Below are 26,838 nucleotides of genomic sequence, written 5' to 3'. Positions count from 1 at the left end.
TATGCGGCAACCATTCCGGGAGGTGGCAGATGACCGACGGCAGCGCGGCACGGCGCGAGCTGCTGGCCCACGTACGCGAGATGCTCAGGGCCGTACGCCTCTTCAAGAACGACCTGCCGGCGCAGCACCCGGCGGTCCCCTTCGGCACGGTCAGCGTGCTCTCGATGATCGACGTCATGGCGGCCGAGCCGCCGGCCGGGTGCCACGGCAAGGAGCTGGCCGCCCGCTGCTCGCTCGACCCGTCCACGATCAGCCGCACCGTCGCCACCCTCGTGCGCTCCGGCCTGGTGCAGCGCACCGCCGACCCGGCGGACGGCCGGGCCAGCGTGCTCAGCCTCACCCCTCTCGGCCGGCAGACCCTCTCCGACGTCACGGCCTGGGCCGACGACCGGCTGGCCGACGCCCTCAAGGAATGGCGCCCCGACGAGCTCGCCGCGTTCACCGCGCTGCTGCGGCGCTTCTCGACCGACCTCATGTCCCGCTACGACCAACCGCTGGAGGCCGCGCGATGAGCGCACCCACCACCACGCGCGCCGAACAGGGCGCGATGAGCCACCGCGAGATCCTGGAGGCCCTCAGCGGCCTCCTGCTCGTGCTGTTCGTCGCGATGTCCAGCGCCACCATCGTCTCCACCGCGCTGCCGAAGATCATCGGCGCGCTCAACGGCAGCCAGACGCAGTACACCTGGGTGGTCACCGCCAGCCTGCTCACCGCCACCGCGAGCACCCCGATCTGGGGCAAGCTGGCCGACCTGTACAGCAAGAAGCTCCTCGTCCAGGTCGCCATCATCGTGTTCGTGCTCGGCTCGGTCGTCGCCGGCTTCTCACAGTCCGCGGGACAGCTCATCGCCGCCCGTGCGTTCCAGGGCATCGGCATGGGCGGCCTGCAGGCGCTCGTCCAGGTCGCCATCGCCGCGATGATCCCGCCCCGCGAGCGCGGCCGCTACAACGGCTACCTCGGCGGCGTCATGGCGCTCGCCACCGTCGGCGGCCCGCTGCTCGGCGGCGTCATCGTCGACACCTCCTGGCTGGGCTGGCGCTGGTGCTTCTTCATCGGCGCCCCGATCGCCGTGGTCGCGCTGGTCGTGCTGCAGCGCACGCTGCACCTGCCGGTGTTCCGCCGGGACAACGTAAAGATCGACTACGCGGGCGCCTCGCTCATCGCCGCCGGCGTCAGCATCCTGCTGATCTGGGTCTCCTTCGTGGACAGCACGTTCGACTGGGTCTCGTGGCAGACGTTCGCCATGGTCGGCGCCGGCCTCGCGCTGCTCGCGGTCGCGGTGTGGGTCGAGTCCCGCGCCGCCGAGCCGGTCGTGCCGCTGCAGATCGTGCGGCAGCGCACCACGGCGCTCGCGATCCTCGCCAGCCTCGCGGTCGGCATGGCCATGTTCGGCGGCTCGGTCTTCCTCGGCCAGTACTTCCAGATCGGCCGCGGCTACAGCCCCACCGAGGCCGGCCTGCTCACCATCCCGATGATGGCCGGCGTCCTGGTCTCGTCGACCATCTCCGGACGGATGATCACCAAGTCCGGGCAGATCAAGCCATACATCGTGACGGGCACGATCGTCCTGGTCGCCGGGTTCGCGATGCTCTCGGTCATGGACCACGAGACCTCGCTCTGGTACCTCGGCGTGGGCATGGCCCTGGTCGGCATCGGCGTGGGCATGTCGATGCAGAACCTGGTGCTCGCCGTGCAGAACTCCGTCGCCCTCAAGGACATCGGCGCGGCCAGCTCGACGATCGCGTTCTTCCGCTCGCTCGGCGGCACGATCGGCGTCTCGGTACTCGGCGCCGTCCTGGCCCACCGGGTCACCGACTCGATCACCTCGCAGCTCGCCGCGGCGGGCGTACCGGCGAGTCCGAGCGGCGGGGGCAAGACCAGCAGCCTCAACCTCGCGGAGCTGCCGCCGACGATCCAACACATCGTGCGGGCCGCGTACGGCGACGCCACCGGCCACATCTTCCTGATCTCCGCGGGTATCGCGGTGGTCGGCGTGATCGCGGCGCTGCTGTTCCGCCAGATCACCCTGCGCTCGACCATCGACCTCGCCGCCGCCCGCAAGGCCGACGAGGCGCCGGTTCCCGCGGGCCGGTAGTTCAGCACGACCGTGACGGCGCCCGGGGTTCTCCCCGGGCGCCGTTCGCATGTCCGTCAGGCTGCGACGGCTGCCTCCGCCAACTGCTCGGAGGTCGGGCGCAGGCGTGGAGCGCTGAGGGCCGTCAGGATGTTGGCCCCCGCGAAGATCGCCGCGAACAGCAGGCCGTGCTGGAAACCGCCGACCAGCGCCGCGCCCGGCTGCGCCCCGTCGGCCAGCAGACCCTCCACGTGCGAGGCCGCCAGCGTGGTGATCACGGCGAGGCCGAGCGCGCCGCCGACCTGGTAGCCCGCGTTCACCACGCCGGAGGCGGCGCCGGCCTGGTCGTGCCGGACGTCGGCCACCGCGGCGATCGAGGCCGGCGTGCCCGTCGCGATGATGCCCATGCCGAACAGCACGATGCCCGGCAGGATCGTGGTCGCGTACGAGCCCGTGGCGTCCGCGCCGGACAGCAGCAACAGCCCCACGACGCTCAGCGCGGCCCCGCCGATCTGCACCGGCTTGGTGCCGAAGCGGGTCACCAGCTGCGAGGCCACCACGGCGCTCCCGATGGCGGCGATGCCCATCGGCAGGAACTGCAGCCCGGTCTCCAGGGCGGTGAGGCCGCGCACCTGCTGCAGGAAGATCGCGGTGAGGAAGAACATCGCGAGGAACGCGCCGCCGTTCAGCGCCAGCGCGAGGATCGACGTGGTCAGCCCGCGCGACCGGAACAGCGCCAGCGGTACGAGCGGAGCAGCCGACCGCGCCTCGACCCGGACGAACGCGCCGAGCAACGCGAGCCCCCCGGCCAGCAGCGCCACGACCTCGAACGACGACCAGCCGAGCGGCTCGGCGCGGATGACGCCCAGCACGATGGCCAGCAGTCCCGCCGTGCTCAGCAACGCGCCGGCCACGTCGAAGGTCCGCCTCCCGGGTGTCGCGACCCGGCTTTCCGCGACGAACACCGGCACGAAGAGCGCGAGCACCGCGGCGATCGGGACGTTGACCAGGAAGACCCAGCGCCAGCTCAGCGAGTCCACGAGCAGGCCGCCGGCGATGACGCCGAGGGTGCCACCCAGCCCGGCGAGACCACCCCAGACGCCCATCGCGATGTTGCGGTCCCGGCCGTGGGCGAAGGTGACCGTCAGGATCGCGAAGGCGGCCGGCGACAGGAGCGCGCCGCCGAGCCCTTGCACGGCCCGCATCACGACCAGCTGCTCGGGTGACTGGGCCAGACCGGCCAGCAGCGACGTCACCCCGAACAGCAGCAGCCCGGCGATGAAGAGCCGGCGCCGGCCGAGCAGGTCGGCCGCCCGGCCGCCGAGCAGCAGAAAACCTCCGAAGAGCAACGTGTACGCGCTGACCACCCACTGCAGCCCACCGGCGGTGAAGCCGAGGTCCTGCTGGATGTCGGGCAACGCCACGTTCACGATCGTCACGTCCAGCACGACCATGAACTGGGCCAGCGACAGTACGGCCAGGGTCGACCAGGGTCTGCGTTCCACCGGAACCTCCTCCACGCGGCGCCGTCCTGTGCGCCGTACATGTACAACGTATATGTACGGTGTAAAGGAGCGTCAAGAGGTGTGACGGAGATCAGTTCCGGCTGCTGCCGCGAACGCCCTGCACCAGAAGGTCGATGTTGACCTCGAAGTAGTCGTCCTGCCCGTGACAGCCGACCAGCGCCGGCGCGGCCGCGATGAGGTTCGGATAGCGTTCCGGCTCGAGGGCCTGCAGCATCGCCTGCTTGTGCCGCATGTCCGCGGCCCGGTCGCCGCCGGCGTCCGCCTTGGCGGCCATGGGGTCACCCACGACGAGGGTGATCACCGCGCACATGAGGAACGTGCCGACCTCGGCGGCCCGCTCCGGGCCGAACCCGGCCTGCCGCAGGAGGTCCAGCACCCGCTCCGCGAGCCGCAGACCGGGCTCGGCCACCAGGATGCGGCGCAGCGCCAGCCCCGCCAGCGCCGGATGCGGCCGGATGGCGTCCAGGAAGGCGACGAGGATCTCGCGGAGCTGCTCGTCCCACGTGCCGTCACCGGGCTCGGGCAGCTGCACCGAGGCGACCAGATGCTCGGCCAGCCCGTCGAGCAGGCTGTCCTTGTCGTTGAAGTGCCAGTACATGGCCATCGGCGTGACGCCGTTCTCCTGCGCCAGCCGGCGGATCGTCACCGCCTCGAGCCCCTCGGCGTCCGCGAGCGCCGTCGCGCAGTCGATGATCGCATCCCGGGACAGACGCACGCTCCGCTTGGCCATCCGCCAACTGTACGACGTACAACGTGTGCGACCTCGGACGACGGCGAGCTGGATCACGCGCGCAACACTGGGTCGCAGTGGTCACTCACGGCTAACCTTCGGGAACACACCGCATTTGTTCTACAGACGGGGCGGTTCGTGTCGATGATTCGCCTGAGCGGAAGGGGAGGGCCGATGGACGGGCGCGTACGCGACGCAGAGCAGCTGTCGGCTGCCCTCACGCAGCACGAGGACCAGTACATCTGGGACGCCGACGCCACCCTCGAGGCCGCGATCGCCCACGAGGCCGAGGCGCGCGCGCTGGGCGACGAGCGGCTCGCCACCCGCGCCCGGCTCCTGCAGGCCAACATGCTCATGCGCAAGGGCGACGTCGCCGGCGCCGCCCGCCGCATCTGGAAGATCCACCAGTGGGCCACCGAGCACGGCGACCACTTCGTGGAGGCGCGTACGCACCTCGTCTGGGCCAACATCCACCGCCACCTCGGCGACGCGGCCCAGTCCCTCGAACACTCGCTGCTCGCCGTCGAGCTCCTCGACGACACAGCCACCGACCACATGCGAGTGTGGCACCGGGCCAAGCTCGCCGACGCCCTCGGCGCGGCCGGTTCCATGGACGCCGCCCGCGACCAGTACGCCCAGGCCGAGGAGCTGGCCGTCCGGCTCGGCCTGCCCCAGCTGCTCATGGGCATGCTCAACAACTACGCCTACACCGAGTTCGCGGCCGGCGAGCACGCCCGCGCCGAAGCGGTGGCCCAGCGCCTCCAGGAGGTCGCGGAGGAGTACGGCTTCGTCCTCGACCCCGCGGTCCTCGACACCATCGGCGCCATCGAGATCGAGAACGGCGACTACACCAAGGCCGAGGAGACCCTGCGGCTGGCGGTGGCCCGGCACCACGAGGGCGGGTACGAGGACGCCGACTCGCTCGCCGAATTCATGCTCACGCTGGCCCGCGCCCAGCGCTTCCTGGGCGCCACCGACCGGGCCCAGGTCAGCCTCGACCGGTCCCGGGCGCTCTGCCTGGAACGCGAGCTCGGCGACGTCCTCGTCCGCGTCCACCAGGAGCAGGCCGAGCTGCACGCCGCCCGGGGCGAGTACGCGCTCGCTTTCGCCGTACATAAGGATTTCTTCGCCGCCCACTACGCGCTGCACTCGTCGCAGCGCGAGGCGCAGGCCCGCACCCGGCAGGCGATGTTCGAGACCACCGAGGCGCGGCGGGAAGCGGAACGCTTCCGCGAGCAGGCCCGGCGTGACCCGCTGACCGGCCTGCGCAACCGCCGCTACCTCGACGAGCAGCTGCCGTCCCTGGTCGCCGCCGGCGGCGACCTCACGGTGGCGATCGTCGACCTCGACCACTTCAAGCGGATCAACGACCAGCTGTCCCACGAGATCGGCGACCAGGTCCTGGTGCTAGTGGCCAAGCTCCTGGAGACCGAGCTGGCGTCGCTCGCCCCCGAGGCGTTCGTGGCCCGGATGGGCGGCGAGGAGTTCCTCGTCGCGCTGCCCGGCACGGACGTGGCCCAGGCGACCGACCAGCTCGACTGCATCCGCCGGGCCATCAGCTCATACGACTGGACCACGCTGACCCACGGCCTCCCGGTCACCGTCAGCATCGGCGTGGCCGGCCTCTCCGACGCGGCGGCGGCCACCCAGTCCGGCCTGCTCTCCACAGCGGACCGCAACCTGTACGTCGCCAAGCACGCCGGCCGTAACCAGGTGGTCGCCGGCGCGCGCGACCGCCGCTCTGCGTCCTACCGGGACGGTGCGAACGCGGCCTGATCACCGCTTTTGCGTGGTCTCCCGGCTTCTCCGGGCCAGTGCGGACCTCTCCGGACAGACGGCCCGATCGAGCGACGCTGCTGAATTTGATCAACTTCTTTGGCTAGGCTGAGTCCACGGTTCCCGGCCGGGCGCCGGCTGTCGGCCGGCGCATCGGGCCGGAGTCTCGCCCGGGCCCCGCCCACGCGGCTCCATCCGGGATCCGGCCGGTCGCGCGCGGCTGGCACGGGCGCGGCCACGGCGGCCGGTGTCCTTTTCGGCCAGGGGTGGCCTGAGCGGAAGGCGGTCGGCAGTGACACAGGGCAGCGAGGCATCGGCACCGGTCGAGGTGGCGCCGCCCGGGGTCAACCCGAACATCCCGCACTCGGCCCGCATCTACGACTACTGGCTGGGCGGCAAGGACAACTTCGCCGTCGACCGGGCCGTCGCCGAGGCCATGCTGCAGGCGATTCCGGGCATGCGGTCCATGGCCGCCGAGAACCGCAAGTTCGTCCACCGCGCCGCCCGCGACCTGGTCACCCAGGAAGACATCCGGCAGTTCCTCGACATCGGTACGGGCATACCCACCCGTCCCAACCTGCACGAGATCGCGCAGCGCCTCGCCCCGGAGACCCGGGTGGTGTACGTGGACAACGACCCGATCGTGCTGGTGCACGCCCGCGCCCTGATGATCAGCAGCGAGGAGGGCCGCTCCGAGTACATCTCGGCGGACATCCGCCACCCGGAGCGGATCCTCGAGCAGCCGGTCCTGCAGGAGACCCTCGACCTGACCCGGCCGGTCGGCCTCACGCTGATCGCGATCCTCATGCTCCTCGCCGACGAGGACGACCCGTGGGACCTGGTCGGCCGGCTGCGCGACGCCATGCCCTCCGGCAGCGTCCTGGCGATCACCCACCCGACGGCGGACTTCAGCCCCGAGGCGGTCGGCCAGGCGGTGGCCGCGGCCACGGACGCGGGGATGACGCTGGTGGCGCGTAGCAAGGACGAGGTCGCCCGCTTCTTCGGCGACTGGGAGATGCTGGAGCCGGGCCTCGTGCCGGTCTCGGCGTGGCGCCCGGATGCAGCGGTGGATGCGCCGGAGACCGCGTACTACTGGGCGGGAGTCGCCCGCAAGCCGTAGCAGGCCCGCGCTTAGGCCGGACACACCGACGCTTGACCGGGCGCGCCTGCCCTGGGCCGTGGACGCGCCGCATTCCGTCTCGCGCGGCGCGCTCCGTCTCCCCCCACGGCGGGCCGGTCCCGATCGGCGGGCCGGCCGAGCGATCCAGCACGGGGGAACCGGACCGCCCGGCCGGGATCCGGGCGGCGCGCCCCGGTTGCCCGGGACGCGCATCGAACGGCGTCTCGCCGACGCCGCTCGCTCTCTATGACGTTGTCAGGGCCGCAGCCGGGGGCGCTTGCGGTGCGGTGGCCCGGGGAGCCGGCAAGCGCGTACGAGCACCTGCCGGGTCTGCCGCTCCTCGCCGGTCCTTCGGTCGATCACCGTGCCTTCGACCTCGAGCCAGGTGTCGCCCTCGTACGGCACCGGCGACGTCCAGCCGACGCGGTCGACCCGCAGCGCCAGGGGCCCCACGCCGTAGCAGTAGTCCTGTTCCTGGAAGACGCGCACGGGCCAGCGCGCGATGCTCAGCTGCAACCGGCCGCGGCGCATGATGGGGGACGAGAGGGACCAGGCACGCCGGCCGAGTGTCTCGTCCGGGCGGCGCCGGCTGGCGCAGGGCAGGTGTTCAGTGACTCGCGTCGGGATCACCTCCGGCGTCCGGGCCGGCGTGCGGCGGCAGGCCGTCGTGCCGGGTGAGGGCGTAGCGGACCCCGCCGAACCGGTGGGACACCGTCGTCGCGCGCGTCGTGGCCGCTTCCATGCAGTCCGTCAGCCGTTCGTCGCGCAGGACCGGCGCCGGGTTGCCGCGCCTCGACGTGTCGTTGCCGTTGGTGTCGCTGGTCTCGAAGGGTTCAGGGCCGATGTTGGGTACGGACATGGTGGTTCTCCTCCCGCTCGGACGCTCCCGCCAGAGAGCCTCGCGTCGAGGGCCTTCACGGCCGTTTCCGCGACCGACCCGTCACTCAAAGATGTCACCCTCCGTGACCCACTTTCAGTGGGGTACGTGCGTTATCATGCTCACAATCATGTGAGAACGCAAGGCCAAATGCACGTGCATCTGCACAGCAGGTAGCCGGCGGGACACACATCGCCGGTCCCCGGACCGGTCTCACCGTTAGGGAGCTAGTAATGACGCGCATTTTCAACGGCATGCCCGCTGGGCAGCTGCAGGGTGTGACCTGGCGAAAGAGCGGCCGGAGCAACCCGAGCGGCAACTGCGTCGAGTGCGCCGCGCTGCCGGACGGCAGTGTCGCGATGCGGAACTCCCGCGACCCGGAGGGCCCGGCCCTGATCTACACGCCGGCGGAGATCGAGGCGTTCCTCGGTGGCGTCCGCGACGGGGACTTCGATCACCTGCTCGGGTGAATCGTCCCGACGCTCCGGGTGTCACCCCGGAGAGTTAATTACATAGAGTTATCATTGTTGCACCCGGGAGTCGCCGCCGATCGGGAAGCCGTCGCCCCGGAGTCCTCGACCGCAGGGCCTATCGGGCACACCTTCCCCGTCGATCCGCGAGCGGCCCTCAGGTGAGCCGGCCGACCTCGTGCAGCAGCTTGCCGAGGATCTCCTGGGTGTGGCTGGGCGGTTCGGCGTCGATGCAGACGCGCTCCATGGCGATCGCGTACTGGTCGACGTCGTCCCGCTTGTCCAGGTAGATGGCGCTCGTGAGCTGCTCGACGTAGACCACGTCGGGCAGCTCCGGCTCCGGGAAGCGCAGGATCGCGAAGGGCCCGCCCGCCGCGGCGTGGCCGCCGGCGTTGAACGGAATGATCTGCAGCCGCACGTTCGGCTTCTTGGCCGCCTCGATCAGCGCCTCGATCTGGCCCCGCATCACGTCGACGCCACCGATCGGACGGCGCAGGACGGCCTCGTCGATCACCGCCCACAGCTGCGGCGCCTCGACCCGGTTGAGCAGCTGCTGACGCTGGCGGCGCAGCTCGACGCGACGGTCGATCTCGTCCGCCGTGGCGCCCGCGTGACCCAGCATGATCACGGCTCGGGCGTACGCCGGGGTCTGCAGCAGGCCGGGCACGAACTGGATCTCATACGTACGGATCAGCGAGGCCGCCGCCTCCAGGCCCAGGTACGACTGGAACCAGGACGGCATGATGTCGCCGAAGTGATGCCACCAGCCCGGGTTGTTCGCCTGCCGGGCCAGCCCCAGCAGCGCCTCGCGCTCGGCCGGGTCCTTGACGCCGTACAGCGTGAGCAGGTCGGCGACGTCGCGTTCCTTGAAGCTGACGCGGCCGAGCTCCATCCGGCTGATCTTCGACCCGGAGGCGCGGATCTCGTAGCCGGCGTCCTCCCGGCTGATCTGCTTGCTCTCGCGGAGCCGTCGCAATTGCGCACCGAGCAGGATGCGCAGCACGGTAGGGCCGCTGTTCGGCCCGTCCTCCTGCGTACCCGTGGTCACGTGGCTCCCGTCCGGTTCGTCCCTCGAAACTGCAAGTTGCAGCTCCGTCGCCCAATGCATCCTAAGGGTGCGATCGCTCGACCGAAAACCGAACGTTCGGCTACCTTCCCTCGCGCTCGCACGCTACGGATGCACGTGCATCCGGCCTTGCGAACGCACTGGATGCCGAGCATGATAGCTGACAGGCGGTTGCCTGGCTGCTGACACAGCGTGCTGAATGGCATGACCTTTTCGGCTGTCACGACCGGGACGGCGCCGCATGGACGACCGACGACCCGAGTCCCGGGATCCAGGAGGCTCTCGATGTCGACCCCGACCATCGCCCCACCGCAACGAGATCCGGCGGAGGTGGCGCCGGCCGACAGCTACCACAAGGCGGACCCGGTGTGGGTCTACCGCGACGGCTGGCGGGCCGGAGTGATCGAGGCGGCATCGCCGCGCGCCGTCACCGTCACCTACCGGCCCGGCACCCACTTCGGCACGGGCGTGGACACGTTCACCGCGTCGTACGTGACCTCCCGCGCCGACGAGGACCCGACCCTGGACCACCGTCAGGCCAACGGACTCGCCTGCCGGCGTCCGCGCGTCGGCGGCGACGGCGCCTCGGCCATGGGCGGACCGCACCGGTGACCGGCGCCGTGGCCCTGGCCGCGCTCATCGGCCTCGCCAGCCTCCTCGCCGGGGTCGCCCTCGGCTGGTATCTACGCCGCACGAACGACTGGTGCGCGCACTGCGGCGAACAGCTCAGCTGCGACGCCTGCGGCAGCAAGGCCGCGTGGCCCCGGCGGCGCGAGCCCGAACTGAGCCTCGACCAGCGGTAACGGCAGGCCACGGCGGCCGCTGAGCTCGAGCCGACAACCGTCTCCGCGGTGAGGCAGACTTGAGGCGTGCCGGCCTTCCGCGAGTTCGTGTTGAAGGTGCACCAACGCTGCAATCTCGCCTGCGACTACTGCTATGTCTACGAACTCGCCGACCAGAGCTGGCGGGACCGTCCCCCCTCGATGACGCCGGCGGTCTGGCAGGCGGCCGCGCAGCGCATCGGCGATCACGCCGCCCGCCACGGCCTCGACCACGTCGACGTGGTGCTGCACGGCGGCGAGCCCCTGCTCGCCGGACGCGAGTCGCTGGTCCGGCTGGTCACGGATGTCCGGGCCGTCGTGCCGGCCGCCCGATTCAGTACGCAGACCAACGGCGCCCTCCTCGACACCCGCATGCGCGACGCGCTGGCCGGGCTCGGAGTCCGCATCGGAGTGAGCCTGGACGGGACGCCCGGGCAGCACGACCGGCACCGGCGCCACCGCGACGGCCGGGGCAGCCACGCCCTCGCCGACCGGGCACTGCGGCTGCTCGCCGGGCACCCCGCGTACGCGGGAATTCTCTGCACGGTCGATCCGGCGACCGACCCGGTCGCCGTCTACGAGTCCCTCCTGGACCACCGCCCGCCGATGATCGATCTGCTGCTGCCGCACGCCCACTGGGGTGCGCGGCCGGCGCCCGGCGCCGCGGAATGGCTGATCGCCGTCTTCGACCGCTGGTACGGCGCCGCACGCCGGGAGACCGGCATCCGCCTCTTCGAGGAGATCATCAGCCTGGTGCTGGGCGGTCCGAGCCGCTCGGACCAGGTGGGGCTGAGCCCGGTGGCGGTGGCGGTGATCGAGTCGGACGGCACGATCGAACAGGTCGACTCGCTCAAGGCGACCTACCCGGGCGCCGCCGCGACCGGGCTGAACGTCTTCGACCACGACCTCGACGAGGCCGCGCGGCATCCGGGGATCGTCGCGCGGCAGTCGGGCCTCGCCGCGCTGGCGGAGTCCTGCCTCGCCTGCCCGGTGCATGACATCTGCGGCGCCGGGCACTACGCGCACCGATGGCGGCCGGGCGGCGGCTTCCGCAACCCGTCGGTGTACTGCGCCGACCTGCGCCGCCTGATCGACCACATCGGCGCCCGGGTCGCCACGGACCTGGAAAGGCGCGCCCGCACGTGAGCACCTTCATCCTGACCTGGGACGGCAGCGACACCGGCTACTTCCGTACGAATCACGAGAACGACATCGCTGCCACGGCGGCGGGCCGCCGGGTACGCGGCCGGTGGAGCTTCGGCTCGCGCCGATCGGGTACGGCCCCCGGCGACCTGGTCTTTCTGCTCCGGCAGAACACGTCGAGGGGCATCATCGCGAGCGGCCGCCTCGCCGACCGCGTCATCTTCCCGGCGCCGCACTGGGCGGGCCGACGAGACAGGCTCACCTACTATGCCGACGTGCTCTGGGATCGAGTGCTGCCCGTGTCCGACCGGTTGCCGGTCGCGGAGCTGCTGCACGACGTACCCGGGCATCACTGGAACCACATTTTCGCCTCAGGCCAGCGGGTACGCCCGCCCGCCGACGCCGACCTGGCCCGGCGCTGGGCCCAGCACCTCAAGGATGTAGATGGCGACGATTGACCGCCACGCGACGGTTCCGCTGCTCTGCGGCGTCGCGCTGGGCATCGTGGACTTCGCTGCGCAGAAGCTGCTGCCGTACCCGTGGGCGAACCTCGCCAACTCGTCGGCGGTGTGGGCCGTGCTGGCGTTCGCCATGGCGTACGCGTTACGCGGGAGCGTGCTGAGATCCGTCGTGGGGGCGATCGTGATGCTGGTCGTCGCGGTGCCGGCCTACTACCTGACGGCCACGGCCGTGCAGGATGACGCGCTCTCGAACGTGTGGGCGACGACCGCGCTGCTGTGGATGTTCTTCGGCGTCCTGGCCGGTGCGGTGTTCGGCGTCGCCGCGGCGTGGGCCCGGGACGGCGCAGTGGCTCCCGACAGCGCCGGCGCCCGGGATCACGTGTCGGTCGCACACGGCACGGCGGTTCCCGACGGCGCCGGGGCTCGTGCCGGCGGGCCGGGCCCCGACGGCGCGCGGGCGCAGGTTCCCGACGGCGCGGTGGCCCGCGACGGCGGTTGGCGGGACAAGTGGGTTCGCGGCGGGTGGCGGGGTGTCGTCGGGGTTGCGTTGCCGGCCGCCGTCCTGCTCGCCGAGGCGGCGCGGCTCGCACGCCGGGACGAGACGGCCACCGCGGTCATCGAGGCCGTGCTGGCCGTCGTCGTGCTGATCCTCGCCGGCCGCACGTGGCGACGGCGCGGGCTCGGCGGGGCTGTGGCCGTACCGTTGGCTCTGCTCGGTTTTGCGGGTTTTCAGGTCGCCGGTTTCGCCTGACCGGGGGTTTCGGGATGCCGCGCGGCGGCTTCCGGCCCCGCGGTCTCGCCTCGGCGGGGGTTTCGGCTGACCGCGGGAAGGCTCCGCGGTTCCGCCTCGGCGGGGGTTTCGGCTGACCGCGGGAAGGCTCGGCGGTTCCGCCTCGGCGAGGGTTTCGGCTGACGGCGCGTGGGTAGAGGGGAGCGTCGGCACGCCGCTGGTGGAGGTGGTCCCGGTGCCCGATCCCACGTTCGACGCCATCGTGTCGCAGCTGCGTGCCGAAGACCCGGACTTCGTCCGGCGGGTACGCAAGATCGACCGCCCCCGGAGCACAGCTCGGCTGGTCCTCGCCGTTCTGCTGTGGACGCTGGCCCCGATGTGCATCGTGCTCGGCGGCTGGACCGGCGCGATTCTCGCGGTGGTCGGCGGCGCGTACGGGGTCCACCTGATGCGCCACCGGGCCCAGCCGCCCACCGGAATCGAACACCCCGCACGGCATCGCCACCCGGGCGCGCCGCTCTGAACACCGCCGGCACCCACAGGAGAACCCATGACGAACCCGGACGCCGACGGCTCGGCGATGAGCAGCGAGGAAGCGGCGGACATCGTCCGTAACGACGAGGCCCTCCAGGCGGCGCACGGCCTGCAGGGGGACGACGACGCCGCCACGGACGACGACGCGCGTACCGCGGACTCGGCGCCCACGGGCGACACCCGGGACGCCTGAGACCTCGACGCCGGCGGCCAGGGTCGCGGGTCGCCGAGCGCCGGCGGCCAGGGTCGCGGGTCGCCGAGCGCCGAGCGCCGGCGGCCAGGGTCGCGGGTCGCCGAGCGCCGGCGGCCAGGGTCGCCGAGAGCTCAGCGCCAGCGGTCGCCGGTCAGGCGCTCGTACACCTCGATGTAGCGGTTGCGGGTGGCCTCGACGACCTCGTCGGGGATCTCCGGCCCGGGCGCCGTCCGGTCCCAGTCCGAATTCGCCGACCAGTCCCGCAGGTACTGCTTGTCGAGGTAGCGCTGCGTGCCGCCGGGCTGCCACTCATCGGCGGCCCAGAACCGGGACGAGTCGGGCGTCAGCAGCTCGTCCCCGAGCTTGAGCACCCCGCCCGCGAAGCCCAGCTCGATCTTCGTGTCGGCGATGATGATGCCGTTGCGCGCGGCGATCTCCGACCCGCGCCGGTACACCTCGAGCGTGATCCGCTTCAGCTCGGCGGCGACGTCCGCGCCGACCGACGCCTCGACCTCCGCGTACGTCATGAACTCGTCATGCCCCTCGCCCGGCGCGACCTTCGTCGTGGGCGTGAAGACGGGCTCGGGCAGCTTCGAGCCCTCGATCAGCCCCGGCGGCAGCGCGACGCCGGAGACGGCCCCGTCCTTCTCGTACTCCTTGAGCCCGGACCCGGCCAGATACCCCCGCGCGATGCACTCGACCATGACCATCTCGAGCCGCTCGCAACGCACGGCCCGCCCGGCCCACTCGGCGGGCACGTCGGTCGCGGAGATGATGTGGTTGGGCACCACGTCGGCCAGCTGCTCGAACCACCACAGCGACAGCTGCGTGAGGATCTTGCCCTTGTCGGGGATGGCGGTGGGCAGCACGACGTCGTAGATCGAGACCCGGTCGGAGGCGACCAGCAGGATGTCGTCCCCGTCGGCGTAGACGTCCCTGACCTTGCCCGAGTGCAACAGCTCCACGTTCGTCCCTCCACCACACCGGCTCGTTGCGGGTCACGCTATCGAACCGGGGCCGAGGGCCTTCAGGCGAGCTGCCCGGCTGTCCGGCGTCCCACCAGCGGCAACACCGCGAGCACGCGGACGCCCTTGAGCCGGGCCAACACGATCGTGCCCGCGACGGCCGCCGCCACGGTGACCGCGCCGGCCGAGGCCAGCGATCCGCGGGCGCCGAGCGTGTCGCACATCCACCCGATCAGCGGGGCGCCGACGATGCCGGACAGCGAGGAGACGATGCCGACGGTGGCCAGGACGCGGCCGCGCATGTCCTCGCGGGTGTCGAGCTGGATGCGGGTCGACACCACCGTGTCGAAGATGACCGCGCCCGCCGCGATCGGCAGGATGAGGGCCGCGAAGCCGAGGACCGTCGGCGCGAAGCCCGCCGCGAGCTGGAGCACGCTGATCGTGAGACCGGCCGCGACGAGGACGCGCAGGGTGGAGCGGCCGGTGCCGGCCAGGAGGACGCCGCCGGCTACGGCGCCGACTGCGAAGACCGTCGAGAGCATGCCGTACGCGGCGGAGCCCCCGTGCAGTGGTCCGGCGACCATCGCGGCCATGGTGACCTGGTAGTTGCGGCCGAGCGAGCCGAGGACGAACGACAGCGCCAGCACGACCAGCACGACGGGCTGGCGGGCGATGTAGCGCAGGCCGGCCCGTACGCCGCCGTCGCCGGGGGCCGCCGCGGCGAGGGTTCGCACCGAGCCGGGGCGCATGGCCACCAGGGCGACGATCACCGCGGCGTACGACAGGGCGTTGAGGGCGAACAGGGAGGAGGTGCCGGTGATGCCGACCAGGACGCCGCCGAGCGACATGCCGATGATGCGGCCGGCCGAGCTGAGGATGGAGCCGAGCGCCAGCGCCGAGCCGAGCGCGGAGGGCGGGACCAGGGCGGAACCGAAGCGGCCGAGGCAGGGGCCCTCGAGGGAGCTGATGACGCCGGAGGCGAGGGCGACCGCGTAGATCGGCCAGAGGTGGCCCGTACCGGCGATGAGCGCGAGGGCGAGCAGCGCCCGCAGCGTCTGCAGCGCGATGAGGGTCGGGCGGGCCGGAAGCCGGTCGGCGAGCGCGCCGCCCCAGCCGCCGAGGACGAGGACCGGCAGCGCCTGCAGCATGACGACCACGCCCATCGTGGCGGCCGAGCCCGTCGCGGTCAGGATGAGCCAGTTGAGCCCCAGCACCTGCATCCAGGTCCCGGCCACGGACACCAGGTCGGCGGCGGCCCAGAGGCGGTAGTTGCGCTCTCGGAGCGGTGCGAACATCGGGGCCACGGCAGCGGCACCTCCAGACGAACAGGTGGCGCCGACTCTCGGCGCCACCTGCCCTATCGGGACGTGCTCGGGGGTGCTTCGGGGCCGCGGCGCGGTACACCGCAACCGCAACCCCGGCGGTTGCTCAGGCCCGGTACGCCCGCAGCACCGTCGCCAGCTCCTTGGCCGCCTCGCGCAGTTCCCGGGTGACCTCGTCGGTCTGCTCGGCAGCGATCTTGGCCTGCGCCCGGGTGTCGCTGATGCGGCTCATGTTCTCGGCGATCTGGGCGGCCTGCGTGCCGGCCGACACGATGCTCTTGGCCATCATGTCCGCGGTGGCGTGCTGCTCCTCGACGGCCGACGCGATGGTCGTCTGGTAGCCGTTGACCTTGCCGATGACCTCGCCGATCTGGGTGATCGAGTCGACCACGCCGGTGGTGTCGGCCTGGATCGTGCCGACCTGGGTGGTGATCGAGTCGGTGGCCTTCGCCGTCTCCTGGGCCAGGTCCTTGACCTCGCTGGCGACCACGGCGAAGCCCTTGCCCATCTCGCCGGCGCGGGCCGCCTCGATGGTGGCGTTCAGGGCGAGCAGGTTGGTCTGCTCGGCGATGGCGGTGATCACGCGGACCACGTCGCCGATCTGGGCCGACGAGTCGCCGAGCTTGGTCATCGTCCGGCTGGCGTCCGAGGACACCTCCATCGCGTCGGCGGCGACGGTGACCGCCTCGCTGGCGCTGCGGGAGATCTCCTGGATGCTCGCGCCCATCTGCTGGGCGCCGGCGGCCAGGCTGGCGATGTTCTCGGAGACCTCCTGCGAGGCGCGGAGGATCTCGCCCGCCGACTGCACCGAGCCCTGCGCGCCGGCGACCATGTCGGCGACGAGCGCGGTGAGGCGCTCGGTGGAGCCGGTCAGCCGGGCGTTGGTGGCCTCGGAGACGCGGACGATCTCGGCGAACTGGTCGAGGAGCTTGTTCAGGTTCTCCCCGGCGGGGGTCAAGCCGGCCTCGTCCACCCGTACGGTGAGATCACCGGCCGCGGCCTGCTCCAGCACCTCGACCATGGGGTCCTGACGCCGCCTGGCGCGGGCGATGACGAATCCGACGACCAGACCGACAACTGCGGCAACGATGCCTACGACCATGACTATCTCTTCCCCCCGGGAGTTCCGACTGGCCCTTTGATCGGCAACGGGGACGCGCTCTTGAGGAACGACGTGCGACAACAGACTCCGGCCGGCCCGCAGGTTCGCGGACCGGCCGGAGGTGCCGGGCTCTGCCGGTCATGAAGGGGGGAGACCGAAGCGCCCGTCTGTGCCGACCGTCGCGCCTTCGGCGCCGGGGATGCCGGTCGGGGTGAGCGTGTCAGGTGTTGATCATCGAGAGCATCTGCTTGATCTGGTCCGTACGGCTGAGCTTGACCCGCTCGGCGAACGCCTTGGCCTCGGGGTTCTTCCCGTCCGCCGCCTCGAGGTTCGCCATCTCGACCGCGTTGTGCTGGTGCGCGACGAACAGGTTGAGGAACGCCGTCTCGAACGCCTTGCCCTTCGCCTTCTTCAACGCGGCGATCTCCTCCGGGCCGGTGGCGGGCAGGCCGCCGTGGTCGGCGTGCGCGCTGGGCGCGTGGTCGACCGTGGTGGGCTGCTTCCAGCCGGTGAGCCAGGACTTCATCATGGCGACCTCGTCGGACTGCGTCGCGTCGACCGCCTGGGCCAGCGTCTTGACGTCGGCGCGCTGTGCCGCCTTCTCGGCGAGCCGGACCATCTCCAGCCCCTGCTCGTGGTGGGCGACCATCATCTGCAGGTACATGACGTCGGTGTCGTTGTGCTCACCCTCGGCCTGCACGACGGCCTTCGCGTTGGTGACCTGGGTGGCCTGGGTCTGCGGGGCGGTGCCGCACGCGCCCAGGAGCAGGACGGCGGAGACCGCTACGACGAGGCGCTTCACAGCGGCAGCCAGAGGGCGAGGGTGTAGATCGACGGCTCCCAGCTGCGGATCGACGAGTGCCCCTGGCGGCACTTGTAGTTCTTGCCCTCGTAGCTGACGACGTCGCCGGTCTTGTAGGCCACGCCCGGAGCCCACGCGGATCCACCGGCAGCCGGGGGCGGCGCGACGGGGGCCGAGGTGGTCGGGGCGGGCTTGGTGGTCGGCGGGGTGGTCGGGGTCCGGGTGGGCGGGGTGGTGGGTGCGGTGGTGGGTGGCGTGGTCGGGGTGGTCGAGCCGCCACCACCGCCCACGTTCAGGTCGACGCAGCTGTAGAAGGCGTTGGCCGTGTCACCGATGTTCCACACCGCCAGCACCGTCTGCCTGCCCGGGAAGGCGCTGAGGTCGACGTTGTGCGTGACCACCGCGTCCGGCTGCTGGTTGCCCCCGTCCACGGTGGCGATCTTCTTGCCGCCGATGAAGTACTCCCAGTTGCTGGTCCGGTGGCGGGCCGTCATGACCCAGGTGAAGGTGGCGGTCTTGCCGACCGCCTTCGCCGGCCAGCTGCGGCTCTCGTCGGCGAGGACCGACCACTGCGCGACGCCGCCGTTGCAGGACCGCTGCCCCTTGGGCGCCTCGACGCTCTGCGGCTCGAACTGGATCTGCCCGCAGTCCTTGACCGCACCGCTCGCGCAGAGGGCCTGCCGGCTCGGCGGGGCGGACACGTACCCGTGCGCCAGCGCAGGGGATGCGACCACCGCTGCCGACCCTACGACTGCTCCGAGTGTCACCAGCGGATAGGCGATCGACCTGCGCATCTTTGCGGCTCCCAACGTGTCGTCCGGTTCTTACGGCGAGGACCGTAACGACGCGTTCCATAAAGCAGCCTTAAAAGCACCAGAAAGGATCATGAAGGCGTACGGCGGCGCCGGCCGGCCGGACGCGGCTCCGGGTGCGGCACTTCCCCGCGTACGGGGAGAAGCAGCCCGATCCGCGCCCCGCCGAGCGGCCCCCGGGAGATCTCCAGCCGCCCGCCCGCGGCCTCGGCGACCCGGCGCACGATGTCGAGACCGAGTCCCGTGGAGCCGGCGCCGCTCACCCCGCGCTGCACCGCGGCCTGCGGGTCGGCGATGCCCGGGCCGGCGTCGTCGACGAGCAGCCCGGCCGGCGAGACGGTCACCCGGAACGCCACCCCCTCGGGCGTGTGCGCGAAGACGTTGCCCAGCAACGAGTCCACGGCCAGGATCAGCTCGCTGCGGGGCAACGGCACGGGTACGGGGTTCTGCCCGCCCACGACCTCCCACGGCCGCAACTGGTCCTCGGCCAGCGCCGACCAGAACGCCAACCGGTCGGCGAGCACCTCCACGAGGTCGGACTGCTGGTTGCCGCGCGCCTCCACGCCGAGGCGGGCGCCGGCGATGATCGCCTCGAGCTCCTCGTCGAGCATGTCGCAGGCCTGCCGCATCCGGTCGCCGATCGGCCCGGGCGGCATGGTCTCCGCGTCCAGCCGCAGCGCGGTCAGCGGGGTGCGGAGCCGGTGCGACAGGTCGGCCGCGAGCTCGCGTTCCGCGTCGAGCAGGCGGCGCAGGTCGGCCGCCATCGCGTTGAACGCGCTGGCCGCGTCGCGCAACTCCGGCGGCCCGGAGGGCTCGATGCGTACGGCCAGATCGCCGGAGCCGAGCCGGCGGCTGGAGCCGGCGAGGTCGCGGGTCGCGCGGACCAGGCGGCCGCCGAGCCGGTCGGCGAAGAGCACCGAGCCGGCGACCAGCACGATCGCCAGTGCGCCCAGCGCCAGCCACGCCGGCCACACGCCGCGCCGCATCTCCTCGTCGGGCACGAACACCTCGATCACCACGGACCGCCCGTCGCTGAGCACGCTCGGCTGCAGGTAGACGAGCCCGCCGGCGGCGTCCGCGGTCACCGGCCGCCGGTAGAGGTTGGCCTGCGCGACCGCCGCATCGTTCACGTGGCTCCGGCCGACCGGCGCGATGCCGGGCAGGTGCACGGCGAGCCGGCCCGCGCTGCCGGCGACCGTGCTCGCGACCGCGCTGGTCAGCAGCTGCGGGTCGGCGTTGACGGCGAGCGCCGCGACCATGGCGGCGGCCTGCTGCCGGGCGTCACCGATGGCCCGGTCGTGCGCGATCTTCCCGGTGGCGTAGATCAACGGCACGAGGAACGCCAGCGCGACCATCGAGGTGATGGCCAGCGCCAGCCGGTTCAGCTCCCATCTCACCGCGGGTCGACCATCATCACGCCGACCCCGCGTACGGTGTGCAGGAACCGCGGCGCCGCCGCCGTCTCCCCCAGCTTGCGCCGCAGCCAGGAGATGTGGACGTCGATCGTCTGCTCCTCGCCGATGCGGGACTGGTTCCACACCTCGGTCAGCAGCTCGCGGCGGCTGACGACCTGACCGACGCGCTCGGCCAGGTAGGTGAGCACGTCGAACTCGCGGCGGGTCAGCTGCAGGGCCTGCCCGCGCAGCACGGCCCGGCGCTGGCGGGGATTGATCTCGAGCTCCCCGACGGTGATCACGCTGGGTGCGGTGTCGACGGCGGCCCGGGTACGGCGCAGCACCGCGGTGATGCGCGCCAGGATGTGCCCGCTGGAGAACGGCTTCGTCACGTAGTCGTCGGCGCCGTCGCTCAGCAACGTGATGATGTCGGCCTCGGAGCGGCGTGCGGTGGCGACGATGACGGGTACGGCCGACACGGAGCGCATCATCCGCAGCGCGTCGGTGCCGTCGATGTCCGGCAGCCCGAGGTCGAGGATGACCAGGTCCGGCTGCTCCTCGGTGAGGATCTTGAGGGCTTCGGCGGCCTGCCCGACCGGGCGCACGACGTGGCCCGCGTCCGTCAGCGCCCGGGTCAGCGCCGCGGTGATGTTGCGGTCGTCCTCGACCAGCAGGATCAACGCCATGGGCACAACCATAGGGGTAGGTGAGAGCATGGCCACGTGCGATCTCGGCGGAGCTGGTTCCCGGTGCTCGGATGGTGCGCGGCCACGCTGACCAGCGTCGCGCTGGCCTCGGTGGCGATGCTGCCGGTGCTGCGTACGGCCACCGCGGACGAGAGCGCCCTGGTCTCGGTCGATCAGCTGCGCGACTCGGCGGAGCTCGCCCCCACGCCGGCCCCGCCCTCGCCGCCGACCGCCACCACCTCTTCCTCCTCCGCGCCGGAACGAACCCGGTCGCCCTCGGCCGCGCGCAGCCCGTCACGCACCCACTCGACGCCCGCGACCCGGCCTCCGGCGACGACCCCGCCCCCGGCCCGGGACGACTCCACCACGACCGTGGAGGACGGCTGGACCGTGACCACGAACGGCGACGGTGACCGTACCTATGTCCGGTCCTTCCGGATGGAGGGCGGCCAGACCGTGATCCGGGCGGCCGACGGAGTCGTCAAGCTCGTGACGGCCACGCCGGCGGACGGCTTCTCGGTGGCCACGGTGCAGAACACCGCGGACAACCTCGCCGTCTACTTCAACGAGGTCAACCACAGCTTCATCGTTCACGTGGTGTGGCAGAACGACAAACCGTTCGCCGAGGTCAGCGAGGTCGGCTCGTGACGACTACGGTCGAGCGCCCGGCCGCCACCCGGCGGGAGACCGGCGTCGAGATCGCGGTCGTGCTGCTGCTGTCGCTCGGTCAGTCGGCCGTGTACGCCGTCGTGTCGCTCGTCGCGAAGCTCACCGCCGGGAAGCCGCTGTCCCAGCAGACGGCCACGCTGAACCCGTCGCAGTCGCCGCGGCCGTACCTGGATCTGACGTACCAGTTGCTGGGTGTCTTCTTCGCGCTCGTGCCCGTACTCCTGGCTCTTTATCTGTTGAACCGCGACCGGCTGGACCCGGTCCGCACGCTCGGCCTGGACCTGCGTCGCCCGGGCCCGGACCTGGGCTGGGGCGCCGGGCTGGCGGCGGCGATCGGCATCCCGGGCCTGCTCCTGGTGTACGCGGCAGCGCAGCTCGGCCTCAACGCGCAGATCGTCCCGGCCGCCCTGAAGCCGGTGTGGTGGGCGATCCCCGTCCTGATCATCGCCGCGATGCAGAACGCCGTGCTCGAAGAGGTCATCGTGGTCGGCTACCTGATCACCCGGCTGCGCTCGTTCGGCTGGCGGCTGGGCTGGATCGTGGCGGCCAGCGCGGTCCTGCGCGGCTCGTACCACCTCTACCAGGGCTTCGGCGCCTTCGTCGGCAACGCGGTGATGGGCGTGGTGTTCGCCCTGTTCTTCCTGCGCAAGGGTCGCGTCATGCCGCTGATCGTGGCGCACAGCCTGCTCGACATCGCCGCGTTCGTCGGCTACACCCTGCTGCCCGACTCCTGGCTGACCTGGCTCTGAACCCAAGGGGCATCGCGCAGCGGTCGTCCCCGGTATGCTCCGGCGATCTTGAGCTATGGAGACAGCCCCATGCGTCGATTCGTGGTCGCGGCCCTCGTCGCGCCGTTCCTCGTCCTCCCGGTGTCGTCCGCCGCGTCCGCCGCCTGCGCCCGGGTGCCCAGTGACTTCGACGGCGACGGGTACGGCGACCTCGCCATCGGCGCCCCGCGGACGTATCAGCCGGTGGGGGACATCAACTGGCAGGGCGTCGTCGACGTCTCGTACGGCTCCGCCACGGGCCTCGGGAAGGGCCGCCGCTCGGTCGGCTTCGACGGCCGAGCGCCGGGCATCCCGAAGAACCGGTTCGGGGGCAGCGCCCGGCTGGGCGAGGCGCTCGCGTCCGGCTACTTCAACGGCGACTGCTACGCCGACCTGGCGATCAGTGCGGCCTCGGCAAGCGACATGCTGGTGCTGTACGGGAGTGCGTCCGGCCTCACCACGACGAACTCCGCCGGGTTCGACCGCACCGCGATCCAGCCCGGCGGCGCGTACGGTTCCGGCTTCAGCCTGGATCTGGAGTCGGGTGACTTCAACGGCGACGGCTTCGACGACGTGGCCGCCGGAGCACCGTGGACCGGCGACAACCACGGCGCCTTCGGCGTGCTGTACGGCAGCAGCACCGGAATCACCGATGCCGGCGCCCAATGGATCGACCAGGACAGTCCCGGCGTTCCCGGCGTCGCGGAGCCGGGCGACGTGTTCGGCTGGAACCTGGCCGCGGGGGACTTCAACGGCGACGGCCGCAGCGATCTGGCCGTCGGGGCGCGCGGCGAGGGCATCGGCACCCACTACGACGCCGGCGGGGTCGTCGTCTTCTCGGGCACCTCGGCCGGCCTCGTCACCGCGAATTCGACGTGGTGGGACCAGGATTCGCCCGGCGTACCCGGCGCCGTGGAGACGCTCGACTCCTTCGGTGCGGCCCTGGCGGCCGGCGACACCGACGGCGACGGGCGGGCGGAGTTGATCGTCGGCGTCCCCTCCGAGTCCATCGGTGCCAAGAGCGGGGCCGGGATGGTGCACGTGTTCCGGGGAACGGCGTCCGGCCTGGCGGCCGGCCCGGCCTTCGACCAGGACAACCCGCAGATCCCCGGTGACGCCGAGAACGGCGACTACTTCGGTGACGCGCTGACCCTTGCCGACCTGAACCGCGACGGCAAGCGTGACCTCGTCATCGGGGTGCGGTCGGAGACGGCCGGGTCCGCCGACTACACCGGTGCGGTGAACGTCTTGTACAGCACCGCGACAGGCCCCTCCGCTGCGGGAGCCGTCTACATCGATCAGAACTCCCCGGGCGTGCCGGGCGCCAACGAGGACGGCGACGGCTTCGGCAGCAGCTTGAGCCGGGTGATCAACGCGTACGGAGGCGAAGCCGTGGTCGTGGGCGCGCCCTGGGAGAAGGTCACGTACACCGACGAGGGTGCCGTGACTGTCCTGCCGAGCGCGCCCAAGGGTGCCGCCCGGCCGGCCGGCGTCTTCATCTCCGGCGCCGACTTCCCGCGCGGCGCATCGACGGACAGCGCCTTCGGAACCGGCCTCTCCTGAAAGTTACAGCTCCACCGTTGTCGGTCTTCGATTGACGTCCACGCAGCTCCGGCCCGGAGTCTCCTGCCGAGTCCATCGAAAGTTCCTCGCGCGTATTGACTCTCGTGAATGAGGATGCCGACACTGTGGGCAACGTGGGAGCGTTCCCACACTCCCCTTCCGGGAGGAGACGCCGGTGAGCAGACAACCGCGCCGCCGGGCGATGATCGCCCTTACGGCAGCGTTCACGGTCGCGGCGGCAGTGATCGCGATACCTCGGATCGCCACCGCGGACATCGTCCCGGCGGCCGCCACCGTCGAGGACGAAGGCGCCGGCTGCCCGGTGCCCGCCCTGCCCGACCCCGGCGCGCTACCCACCGTCGCGAAGCTCCCCGACCCGTTCAAGAAGATCGACGGCAACCGCATCACCACCGCGTCCGAGTGGCAGTGCCGCCGGGAAGAAATCAAGAAACAAGCCGAGCGATACGTGTACGGCGAGAAACCCACGAAGCCGCAAACCGTCACGGGCACGGTCACCAGCACGACCATCACGGTGAACGTGTCCCACCAGGGCAAGAGCTCGAGTTTCTCCGCCAAGGTCGAACTGCCCGGCGGCTCCGGCCCGTTCCCGGCCGTCGTCGTGCTCGGCGGGTTCGGCGCCGACACCGCCGCGATCAAAGCCGCGGGCGCCGCGATCATCACCTACGACCCGTACGCGGTGGGCAAGGAGGGCACGCCCCGCACCAACAAGCAGGGCGCGTTCTACAGCATCTACGGCTCGTCCAGCAGCACCGGCCTGCTCATGGCCTGGGCCTGGGGCGTCAGCCGCATCATCGACGTGATCGAGCAGTCCGGCGGCACGATCCTGCGCGCCGACGCCACGGGCGTCACCGGCTGCTCCCGCTTCGGCAAGGGCGCGTTCGTCATCGGCGCCTTCGACCAGCGCATCGCGCTGACCATGCCGATCGAGTCGGGCAGCGCCGGCGTCCCGATCTTCCGCGGCATCCCGGGCGAGGGCGCACAGAGCCTGAGCAGCGCGTACGGCGAGCAGCCCTGGCTGGGCGACGCCTTCGGGTCCTTCACGAGCAGCCCGGCCCGCCTGCCGGTCGACACGCACGAGATGGTCGCCATGGTCGCGCCCCGTGGACTGTTCATCATGGACAACCCGCACATCGTCAACCTCGGCCCCAAGTCGGCCAGCGTGGCGGCACTGGGCGGCGCGGAGGTCTACAAGGCCCTCGGCGCGGGCGAGAACATCACCTACTGGTCCGACATCCAGGACGGCAACCACTGCGCCAACCGGCCCGAATGGCGTACGCCCCTGCAGCAGAACATCCAGAAGTTCCTGCTGAAGACGGGCAACGCGGCCGGAACGATGCGCATCTCCAGCAAGGCGGCCGGCAACCTCGCCGAGTGGCGCGACTGGCAGACCCCGGTCCTCGGCACGGGCTCCCCCTCCGACCCGCCGCCCGGCCCCGGCCCTTCCGACCCGCCGCCCGGCCCCTCCGACCCGCCGCCGTCCCAGGTGGGGTGCAGCGCCACCGTCTCGGTGAACTCGTGGAACGGCGGCTTCGTCGGCACGGTCAAGGTCACCGCCGGCGCCGCGGACCTCAACGGCTGGACCGTCGCGCTCACCCTCCCCGCCGGCGCCACGATCACCAGCAGCTGGAACACGACCCGTACCGGCGCGAGCGGACCCGTCCGGTTCGCGAACGTCTCGTACAACGGCCGGGTGGCGGCCGGCCAGTCCACGGAATTCGGCTTCCAGGCCACCGGCACGAGCGCCGCGATGACACCGACCTGCACCCCCGCCTGACCACACCCCGGCCGGCGCCGCACCCCGCGGCGCCGGCCGGCCCGCGGCGCCGGGCCAGTCCGTAAAAGGCTTTGACCGCGCCGGCGCATTCGTCCAGGATCATCATCAACACCGGCGAGCGAGAGGAGATGAACCGACATGACGTGGCAGCCCGCCGACGCCGTCGCCCAGCAGTGGGCCGTTCAGCTACTCCTGCCCGACCTCGCCTATCAGCCGGAGCGCCGGAGCGGGTAACGCAGCAGCGTACCCATCCGAGCCGCCCCCTCGATGCGAGGACCGGGCGGCTTCTCCATTCTCGGGCCCGTGGCGCAGCGGTAGCGCACCGGTTCGGCAGACCGGGGGCCGACGGTTCGAATCCGTCCGGGTCCACCCACCGCTATGAGCTTCTCCTCCCCGGCCCGGTGCGCGCTTCGCGCCCGGCCATGGCCGGGCCGGCGGGACCGCTACCCCCGCCGGCCCGCCGATGCGAGCTGGTGCAACCGGCAGCACACCCGGCCCTGACCCGGGAGATCGGAGGTTCGAACCCTCCGCTCGCAGCTCCGCACCGCCCCAGGCGGCGCGGCCCACCCTCGTGGCCCAACGGCAGAGGCACGACGTCGAGAACGTCGCCGGTGCGGGTTCGAATCCCGCCGAGGGTACGCACGAACGCCGCCGGCGAAACCGCCGGCGGTGCGGCACGAGCCCGGGTAGCCCAACGGCAGAGGCGTCCGATTCAGGGTCGGAAGGTTGGGGGTTCGAATCCCTCCCCGGGTACGCAGTCCCAAGCGGTAGCGCCGACGCGGGAGAGTCGGGCCTGCCTGTAAAGCAGGTGCATCGCTGAGAGGGTTCGAATCCCTCCTACCGCACGTACGCCGATACGATCGGCCTTCGGACGCTGAGCACACCGGAACGATGTCGTCGAGGATGCAGGATGACACTCGCCCATTTCGACATAGTGTCATCCCGTCGGCCGGCGGGAACGCGTGCAGGATGACGGCTGAGCTTCAAGTCGAGGGCTTCGTCATCCCCACCGCCCGGGTCGCCTATCGCGCGATGAACCTCGGGCAGCCGTTACCTGGGCGAACCGCTTTCGCCTACGACCTGCGCTGTCCGTTCGAGGAGTTCTCCGCTCAGTTGAACCAGAAGCTCGAGCAGTGCCTCACCGAGCTCCACGACGATTACGACAAGTTCGGCGCCGACGACGATGAGGTCACCATCGCGCTCGCAGCGGCCGGTTGGCCCGCCACCGACAAGGTGTGGGGGCGGCCCGATCTCATGTCGTTGATCGCGCGCGAATACCTCTACTTCGACATCCTCAATCTGTACGCGGCCGCCGGCGGTGACGCCTACGACTTCCTGGTGAACACTGTCGACGACGTGCGTCGGCAGGGTGACGACGTGGTCGTCACGGGCCGGGGGTACGAACGGAGCGAAGGCAACGGGCCATGGCGCCGGTGACGT

At 71.5% G+C, this 26,838-nt stretch carries 29 protein-coding genes and 5 tRNA genes; 22 read left to right on the top strand and 12 right to left on the bottom strand.

Annotation, left to right across the window (positions count from 1 at the left end):
• Nucleotides 1-29: 29 nt before the first annotated feature.
• Nucleotides 30-512, top strand: a complete 483-nt coding sequence (locus AB0K03_RS14950) for a MarR family transcriptional regulator (protein WP_364684513.1) — start codon at nt 30-32, stop codon at nt 510-512.
• Nucleotides 509-2,095: an MDR family MFS transporter gene (locus AB0K03_RS14945; protein WP_364684511.1), complete on the top strand. Its 1,587-nt coding sequence runs from the start codon at nt 509-511 to the stop codon at nt 2,093-2,095. Before AB0K03_RS14950 ends, AB0K03_RS14945 begins: the two co-directional genes overlap by 4 nt.
• A gap of 56 nt (nt 2,096-2,151) precedes the next feature.
• On the opposite strand, the gene AB0K03_RS14940 is transcribed toward AB0K03_RS14945, so the two are convergent.
• Both AB0K03_RS14940 and AB0K03_RS14935 read right to left on the bottom strand, forming a co-directional pair.
• Nucleotides 2,152-3,579 (bottom strand): MFS transporter, encoded by a 1,428-nt coding sequence (locus AB0K03_RS14940; RefSeq protein ID WP_364684509.1) that lies wholly within the window; start codon nt 3,577-3,579, stop codon nt 2,152-2,154.
• Between the two features lie 91 nt (nt 3,580-3,670).
• A complete protein-coding gene (locus AB0K03_RS14935; RefSeq protein ID WP_364684507.1) occupies nt 3,671-4,330 on the bottom strand; it encodes a TetR/AcrR family transcriptional regulator in 660 nt (219 codons plus the stop codon).
• 174 nt (nt 4,331-4,504) lie between these two features.
• Between AB0K03_RS14935 and AB0K03_RS14930 the strand changes: the two genes are divergently transcribed.
• Together AB0K03_RS14930 and AB0K03_RS14925 are read left to right on the top strand one after the other, a co-directional pair.
• On the top strand, nt 4,505-6,106 hold the full coding sequence (locus AB0K03_RS14930; RefSeq protein ID WP_364684505.1) for a diguanylate cyclase: 1,602 nt from the start codon (nt 4,505-4,507) through the stop codon (nt 6,104-6,106).
• Nucleotides 6,107-6,461: 355 nt separating this feature from the next.
• Nucleotides 6,462-7,226, top strand: coding sequence for an SAM-dependent methyltransferase (locus AB0K03_RS14925; RefSeq protein ID WP_364684866.1), 765 nt, complete (start codon nt 6,462-6,464; stop codon nt 7,224-7,226).
• A 255-nt stretch (nt 7,227-7,481) separates the two neighbouring features.
• Here the strand turns inward: AB0K03_RS14925 and AB0K03_RS14920 are convergent, their stop codons facing one another.
• Nucleotides 7,482-7,757 carry a hypothetical protein gene (locus AB0K03_RS14920; RefSeq protein ID WP_364684503.1) on the bottom strand — a complete coding sequence of 92 codons (276 nt, stop codon included), beginning with the start codon at nt 7,755-7,757 and terminating at the stop codon, nt 7,482-7,484.
• 76 nt (nt 7,758-7,833) lie between these two features.
• Nucleotides 7,834-8,085 carry a hypothetical protein gene (locus AB0K03_RS14915; RefSeq protein ID WP_364684501.1) on the bottom strand — a complete coding sequence of 84 codons (252 nt, stop codon included), beginning with the start codon at nt 8,083-8,085 and terminating at the stop codon, nt 7,834-7,836.
• Between the two features lie 251 nt (nt 8,086-8,336).
• Between AB0K03_RS14915 and AB0K03_RS14910 the strand changes: the two genes are divergently transcribed.
• Entirely contained in the window at nt 8,337-8,573 is a 237-nt protein-coding gene (locus AB0K03_RS14910) for a DUF397 domain-containing protein (protein ID WP_199510112.1), read from the top strand.
• 157 nt (nt 8,574-8,730) lie between these two features.
• On the opposite strand, the gene AB0K03_RS14905 is transcribed toward AB0K03_RS14910, so the two are convergent.
• Nucleotides 8,731-9,621: a helix-turn-helix transcriptional regulator gene (locus AB0K03_RS14905; protein ID WP_364684498.1), complete on the bottom strand. Its 891-nt coding sequence runs from the start codon at nt 9,619-9,621 to the stop codon at nt 8,731-8,733.
• Between the two features lie 303 nt (nt 9,622-9,924).
• On the opposite strand from AB0K03_RS14905, the gene AB0K03_RS14900 reads away from it, so the two are divergent.
• From AB0K03_RS14900 to AB0K03_RS14870, 7 genes are all read left to right on the top strand, one after another.
• Nucleotides 9,925-10,251 carry a hypothetical protein gene (locus AB0K03_RS14900; protein ID WP_364684496.1) on the top strand — a complete coding sequence of 109 codons (327 nt, stop codon included), beginning with the start codon at nt 9,925-9,927 and terminating at the stop codon, nt 10,249-10,251.
• Complete coding sequence (locus AB0K03_RS14895; protein ID WP_364684494.1) at nt 10,248-10,442, top strand: hypothetical protein; 195 nt, start codon at nt 10,248-10,250, stop codon at nt 10,440-10,442. The genes AB0K03_RS14900 and AB0K03_RS14895 overlap by 4 nt, the downstream gene beginning before the upstream one ends.
• 66 nt (nt 10,443-10,508) lie before the next feature.
• The gene (locus tag AB0K03_RS14890) at nt 10,509-11,606 is read left to right on the top strand and encodes an FxsB family cyclophane-forming radical SAM/SPASM peptide maturase (RefSeq protein ID WP_364684492.1); all 1,098 of its coding nucleotides are present in this window, start codon (nt 10,509-10,511) and stop codon (nt 11,604-11,606) included.
• Nucleotides 11,603-12,061: a hypothetical protein gene (locus AB0K03_RS14885; RefSeq protein ID WP_364684490.1), complete on the top strand. Its 459-nt coding sequence runs from the start codon at nt 11,603-11,605 to the stop codon at nt 12,059-12,061. Before AB0K03_RS14890 ends, AB0K03_RS14885 begins: the two co-directional genes overlap by 4 nt.
• Entirely contained in the window at nt 12,048-12,815 is a 768-nt protein-coding gene (locus AB0K03_RS14880; RefSeq protein WP_364684488.1) for a DUF6518 family protein, read from the top strand. Before AB0K03_RS14885 ends, AB0K03_RS14880 begins: the two co-directional genes overlap by 14 nt.
• 214 nt (nt 12,816-13,029) lie before the next feature.
• Nucleotides 13,030-13,317, top strand: coding sequence for a DUF3040 domain-containing protein (locus AB0K03_RS14875; RefSeq protein ID WP_364684486.1), 288 nt, complete (start codon nt 13,030-13,032; stop codon nt 13,315-13,317).
• A 27-nt stretch (nt 13,318-13,344) separates the two neighbouring features.
• Nucleotides 13,345-13,521, top strand: coding sequence for a hypothetical protein (locus AB0K03_RS14870; RefSeq protein WP_364684484.1), 177 nt, complete (start codon nt 13,345-13,347; stop codon nt 13,519-13,521).
• Nucleotides 13,522-13,652: 131 nt separating this feature from the next.
• On the opposite strand, the gene AB0K03_RS14865 is transcribed toward AB0K03_RS14870, so the two are convergent.
• The 7 genes from AB0K03_RS14865 to AB0K03_RS14835 form a co-directional block, all read right to left on the bottom strand.
• On the bottom strand, nt 13,653-14,486 hold the full coding sequence (locus AB0K03_RS14865; RefSeq protein WP_364684482.1) for a phosphoribosylaminoimidazolesuccinocarboxamide synthase: 834 nt from the start codon (nt 14,484-14,486) through the stop codon (nt 13,653-13,655).
• Nucleotides 14,487-14,548: 62 nt separating this feature from the next.
• Complete coding sequence (locus tag AB0K03_RS14860; protein ID WP_364684480.1) at nt 14,549-15,781, bottom strand: MFS transporter; 1,233 nt, start codon at nt 15,779-15,781, stop codon at nt 14,549-14,551.
• A gap of 133 nt (nt 15,782-15,914) precedes the next feature.
• The gene (locus tag AB0K03_RS14855) at nt 15,915-16,910 is read right to left on the bottom strand and encodes a methyl-accepting chemotaxis protein (RefSeq protein ID WP_364684478.1); all 996 of its coding nucleotides are present in this window, start codon (nt 16,908-16,910) and stop codon (nt 15,915-15,917) included.
• 220 nt (nt 16,911-17,130) lie between these two features.
• Nucleotides 17,131-17,610, bottom strand: a complete 480-nt coding sequence (locus AB0K03_RS14850) for a DUF305 domain-containing protein (protein ID WP_364684864.1) — start codon at nt 17,608-17,610, stop codon at nt 17,131-17,133.
• A 98-nt stretch (nt 17,611-17,708) separates the two neighbouring features.
• Nucleotides 17,709-18,506 (bottom strand): lytic polysaccharide monooxygenase, encoded by a 798-nt coding sequence (locus AB0K03_RS14845; RefSeq protein ID WP_364684476.1) that lies wholly within the window; start codon nt 18,504-18,506, stop codon nt 17,709-17,711.
• A gap of 89 nt (nt 18,507-18,595) precedes the next feature.
• Nucleotides 18,596-19,921, bottom strand: a complete 1,326-nt coding sequence (locus tag AB0K03_RS14840) for a HAMP domain-containing sensor histidine kinase (protein WP_364684474.1) — start codon at nt 19,919-19,921, stop codon at nt 18,596-18,598.
• The gene (locus tag AB0K03_RS14835) at nt 19,918-20,604 is read right to left on the bottom strand and encodes a response regulator transcription factor (RefSeq protein WP_364684472.1); all 687 of its coding nucleotides are present in this window, start codon (nt 20,602-20,604) and stop codon (nt 19,918-19,920) included. Before AB0K03_RS14835 ends, AB0K03_RS14840 begins: the two co-directional genes overlap by 4 nt.
• A 36-nt stretch (nt 20,605-20,640) precedes the next feature.
• Between AB0K03_RS14835 and AB0K03_RS14830 the strand changes: the two genes are divergently transcribed.
• From AB0K03_RS14830 to AB0K03_RS14785, 10 genes are all read left to right on the top strand, one after another.
• Entirely contained in the window at nt 20,641-21,252 is a 612-nt protein-coding gene (locus AB0K03_RS14830; protein WP_364684470.1) for a DNA mismatch repair protein MutL, read from the top strand.
• Entirely contained in the window at nt 21,249-22,022 is a 774-nt protein-coding gene (locus AB0K03_RS14825; protein ID WP_364684468.1) for a type II CAAX endopeptidase family protein, read from the top strand. Before AB0K03_RS14830 ends, AB0K03_RS14825 begins: the two co-directional genes overlap by 4 nt.
• 69 nt (nt 22,023-22,091) lie before the next feature.
• Nucleotides 22,092-23,603, top strand: coding sequence for an FG-GAP repeat protein (locus AB0K03_RS14820; RefSeq protein WP_364684466.1), 1,512 nt, complete (start codon nt 22,092-22,094; stop codon nt 23,601-23,603).
• 202 nt (nt 23,604-23,805) lie between these two features.
• Nucleotides 23,806-25,398, top strand: a complete 1,593-nt coding sequence (locus AB0K03_RS14815; RefSeq protein WP_364684862.1) for a cellulose binding domain-containing protein — start codon at nt 23,806-23,808, stop codon at nt 25,396-25,398.
• A 297-nt stretch (nt 25,399-25,695) separates the two neighbouring features.
• Nucleotides 25,696-25,767, top strand: a tRNA-Ala gene (locus AB0K03_RS14810).
• A 95-nt stretch (nt 25,768-25,862) separates the two neighbouring features.
• Nucleotides 25,863-25,935 (top strand) — tRNA-Gln (locus AB0K03_RS14805).
• 28 nt (nt 25,936-25,963) lie between these two features.
• Nucleotides 25,964-26,036, top strand: a tRNA-Leu gene (locus tag AB0K03_RS14800).
• A 42-nt stretch (nt 26,037-26,078) separates the two neighbouring features.
• Nucleotides 26,079-26,151: transfer RNA gene (locus AB0K03_RS14795), tRNA-Leu, on the top strand.
• An 11-nt stretch (nt 26,152-26,162) separates the two neighbouring features.
• Nucleotides 26,163-26,243, top strand: a tRNA-Tyr gene (locus AB0K03_RS14790).
• A gap of 124 nt (nt 26,244-26,367) precedes the next feature.
• Nucleotides 26,368-26,835 (top strand): hypothetical protein, encoded by a 468-nt coding sequence (locus tag AB0K03_RS14785; RefSeq protein WP_364684464.1) that lies wholly within the window; start codon nt 26,368-26,370, stop codon nt 26,833-26,835.
• The last annotated feature ends 3 nt before the right edge of the window (nt 26,836-26,838 follow it).

This window comes from Actinoplanes sp. NPDC049316 (genome assembly GCF_040677315.1).
Classification (GTDB): domain Bacteria; phylum Actinomycetota; class Actinomycetes; order Mycobacteriales; family Micromonosporaceae; genus Actinoplanes.
This window is presented reverse-complemented; position numbering and strand designations above follow the sequence as displayed.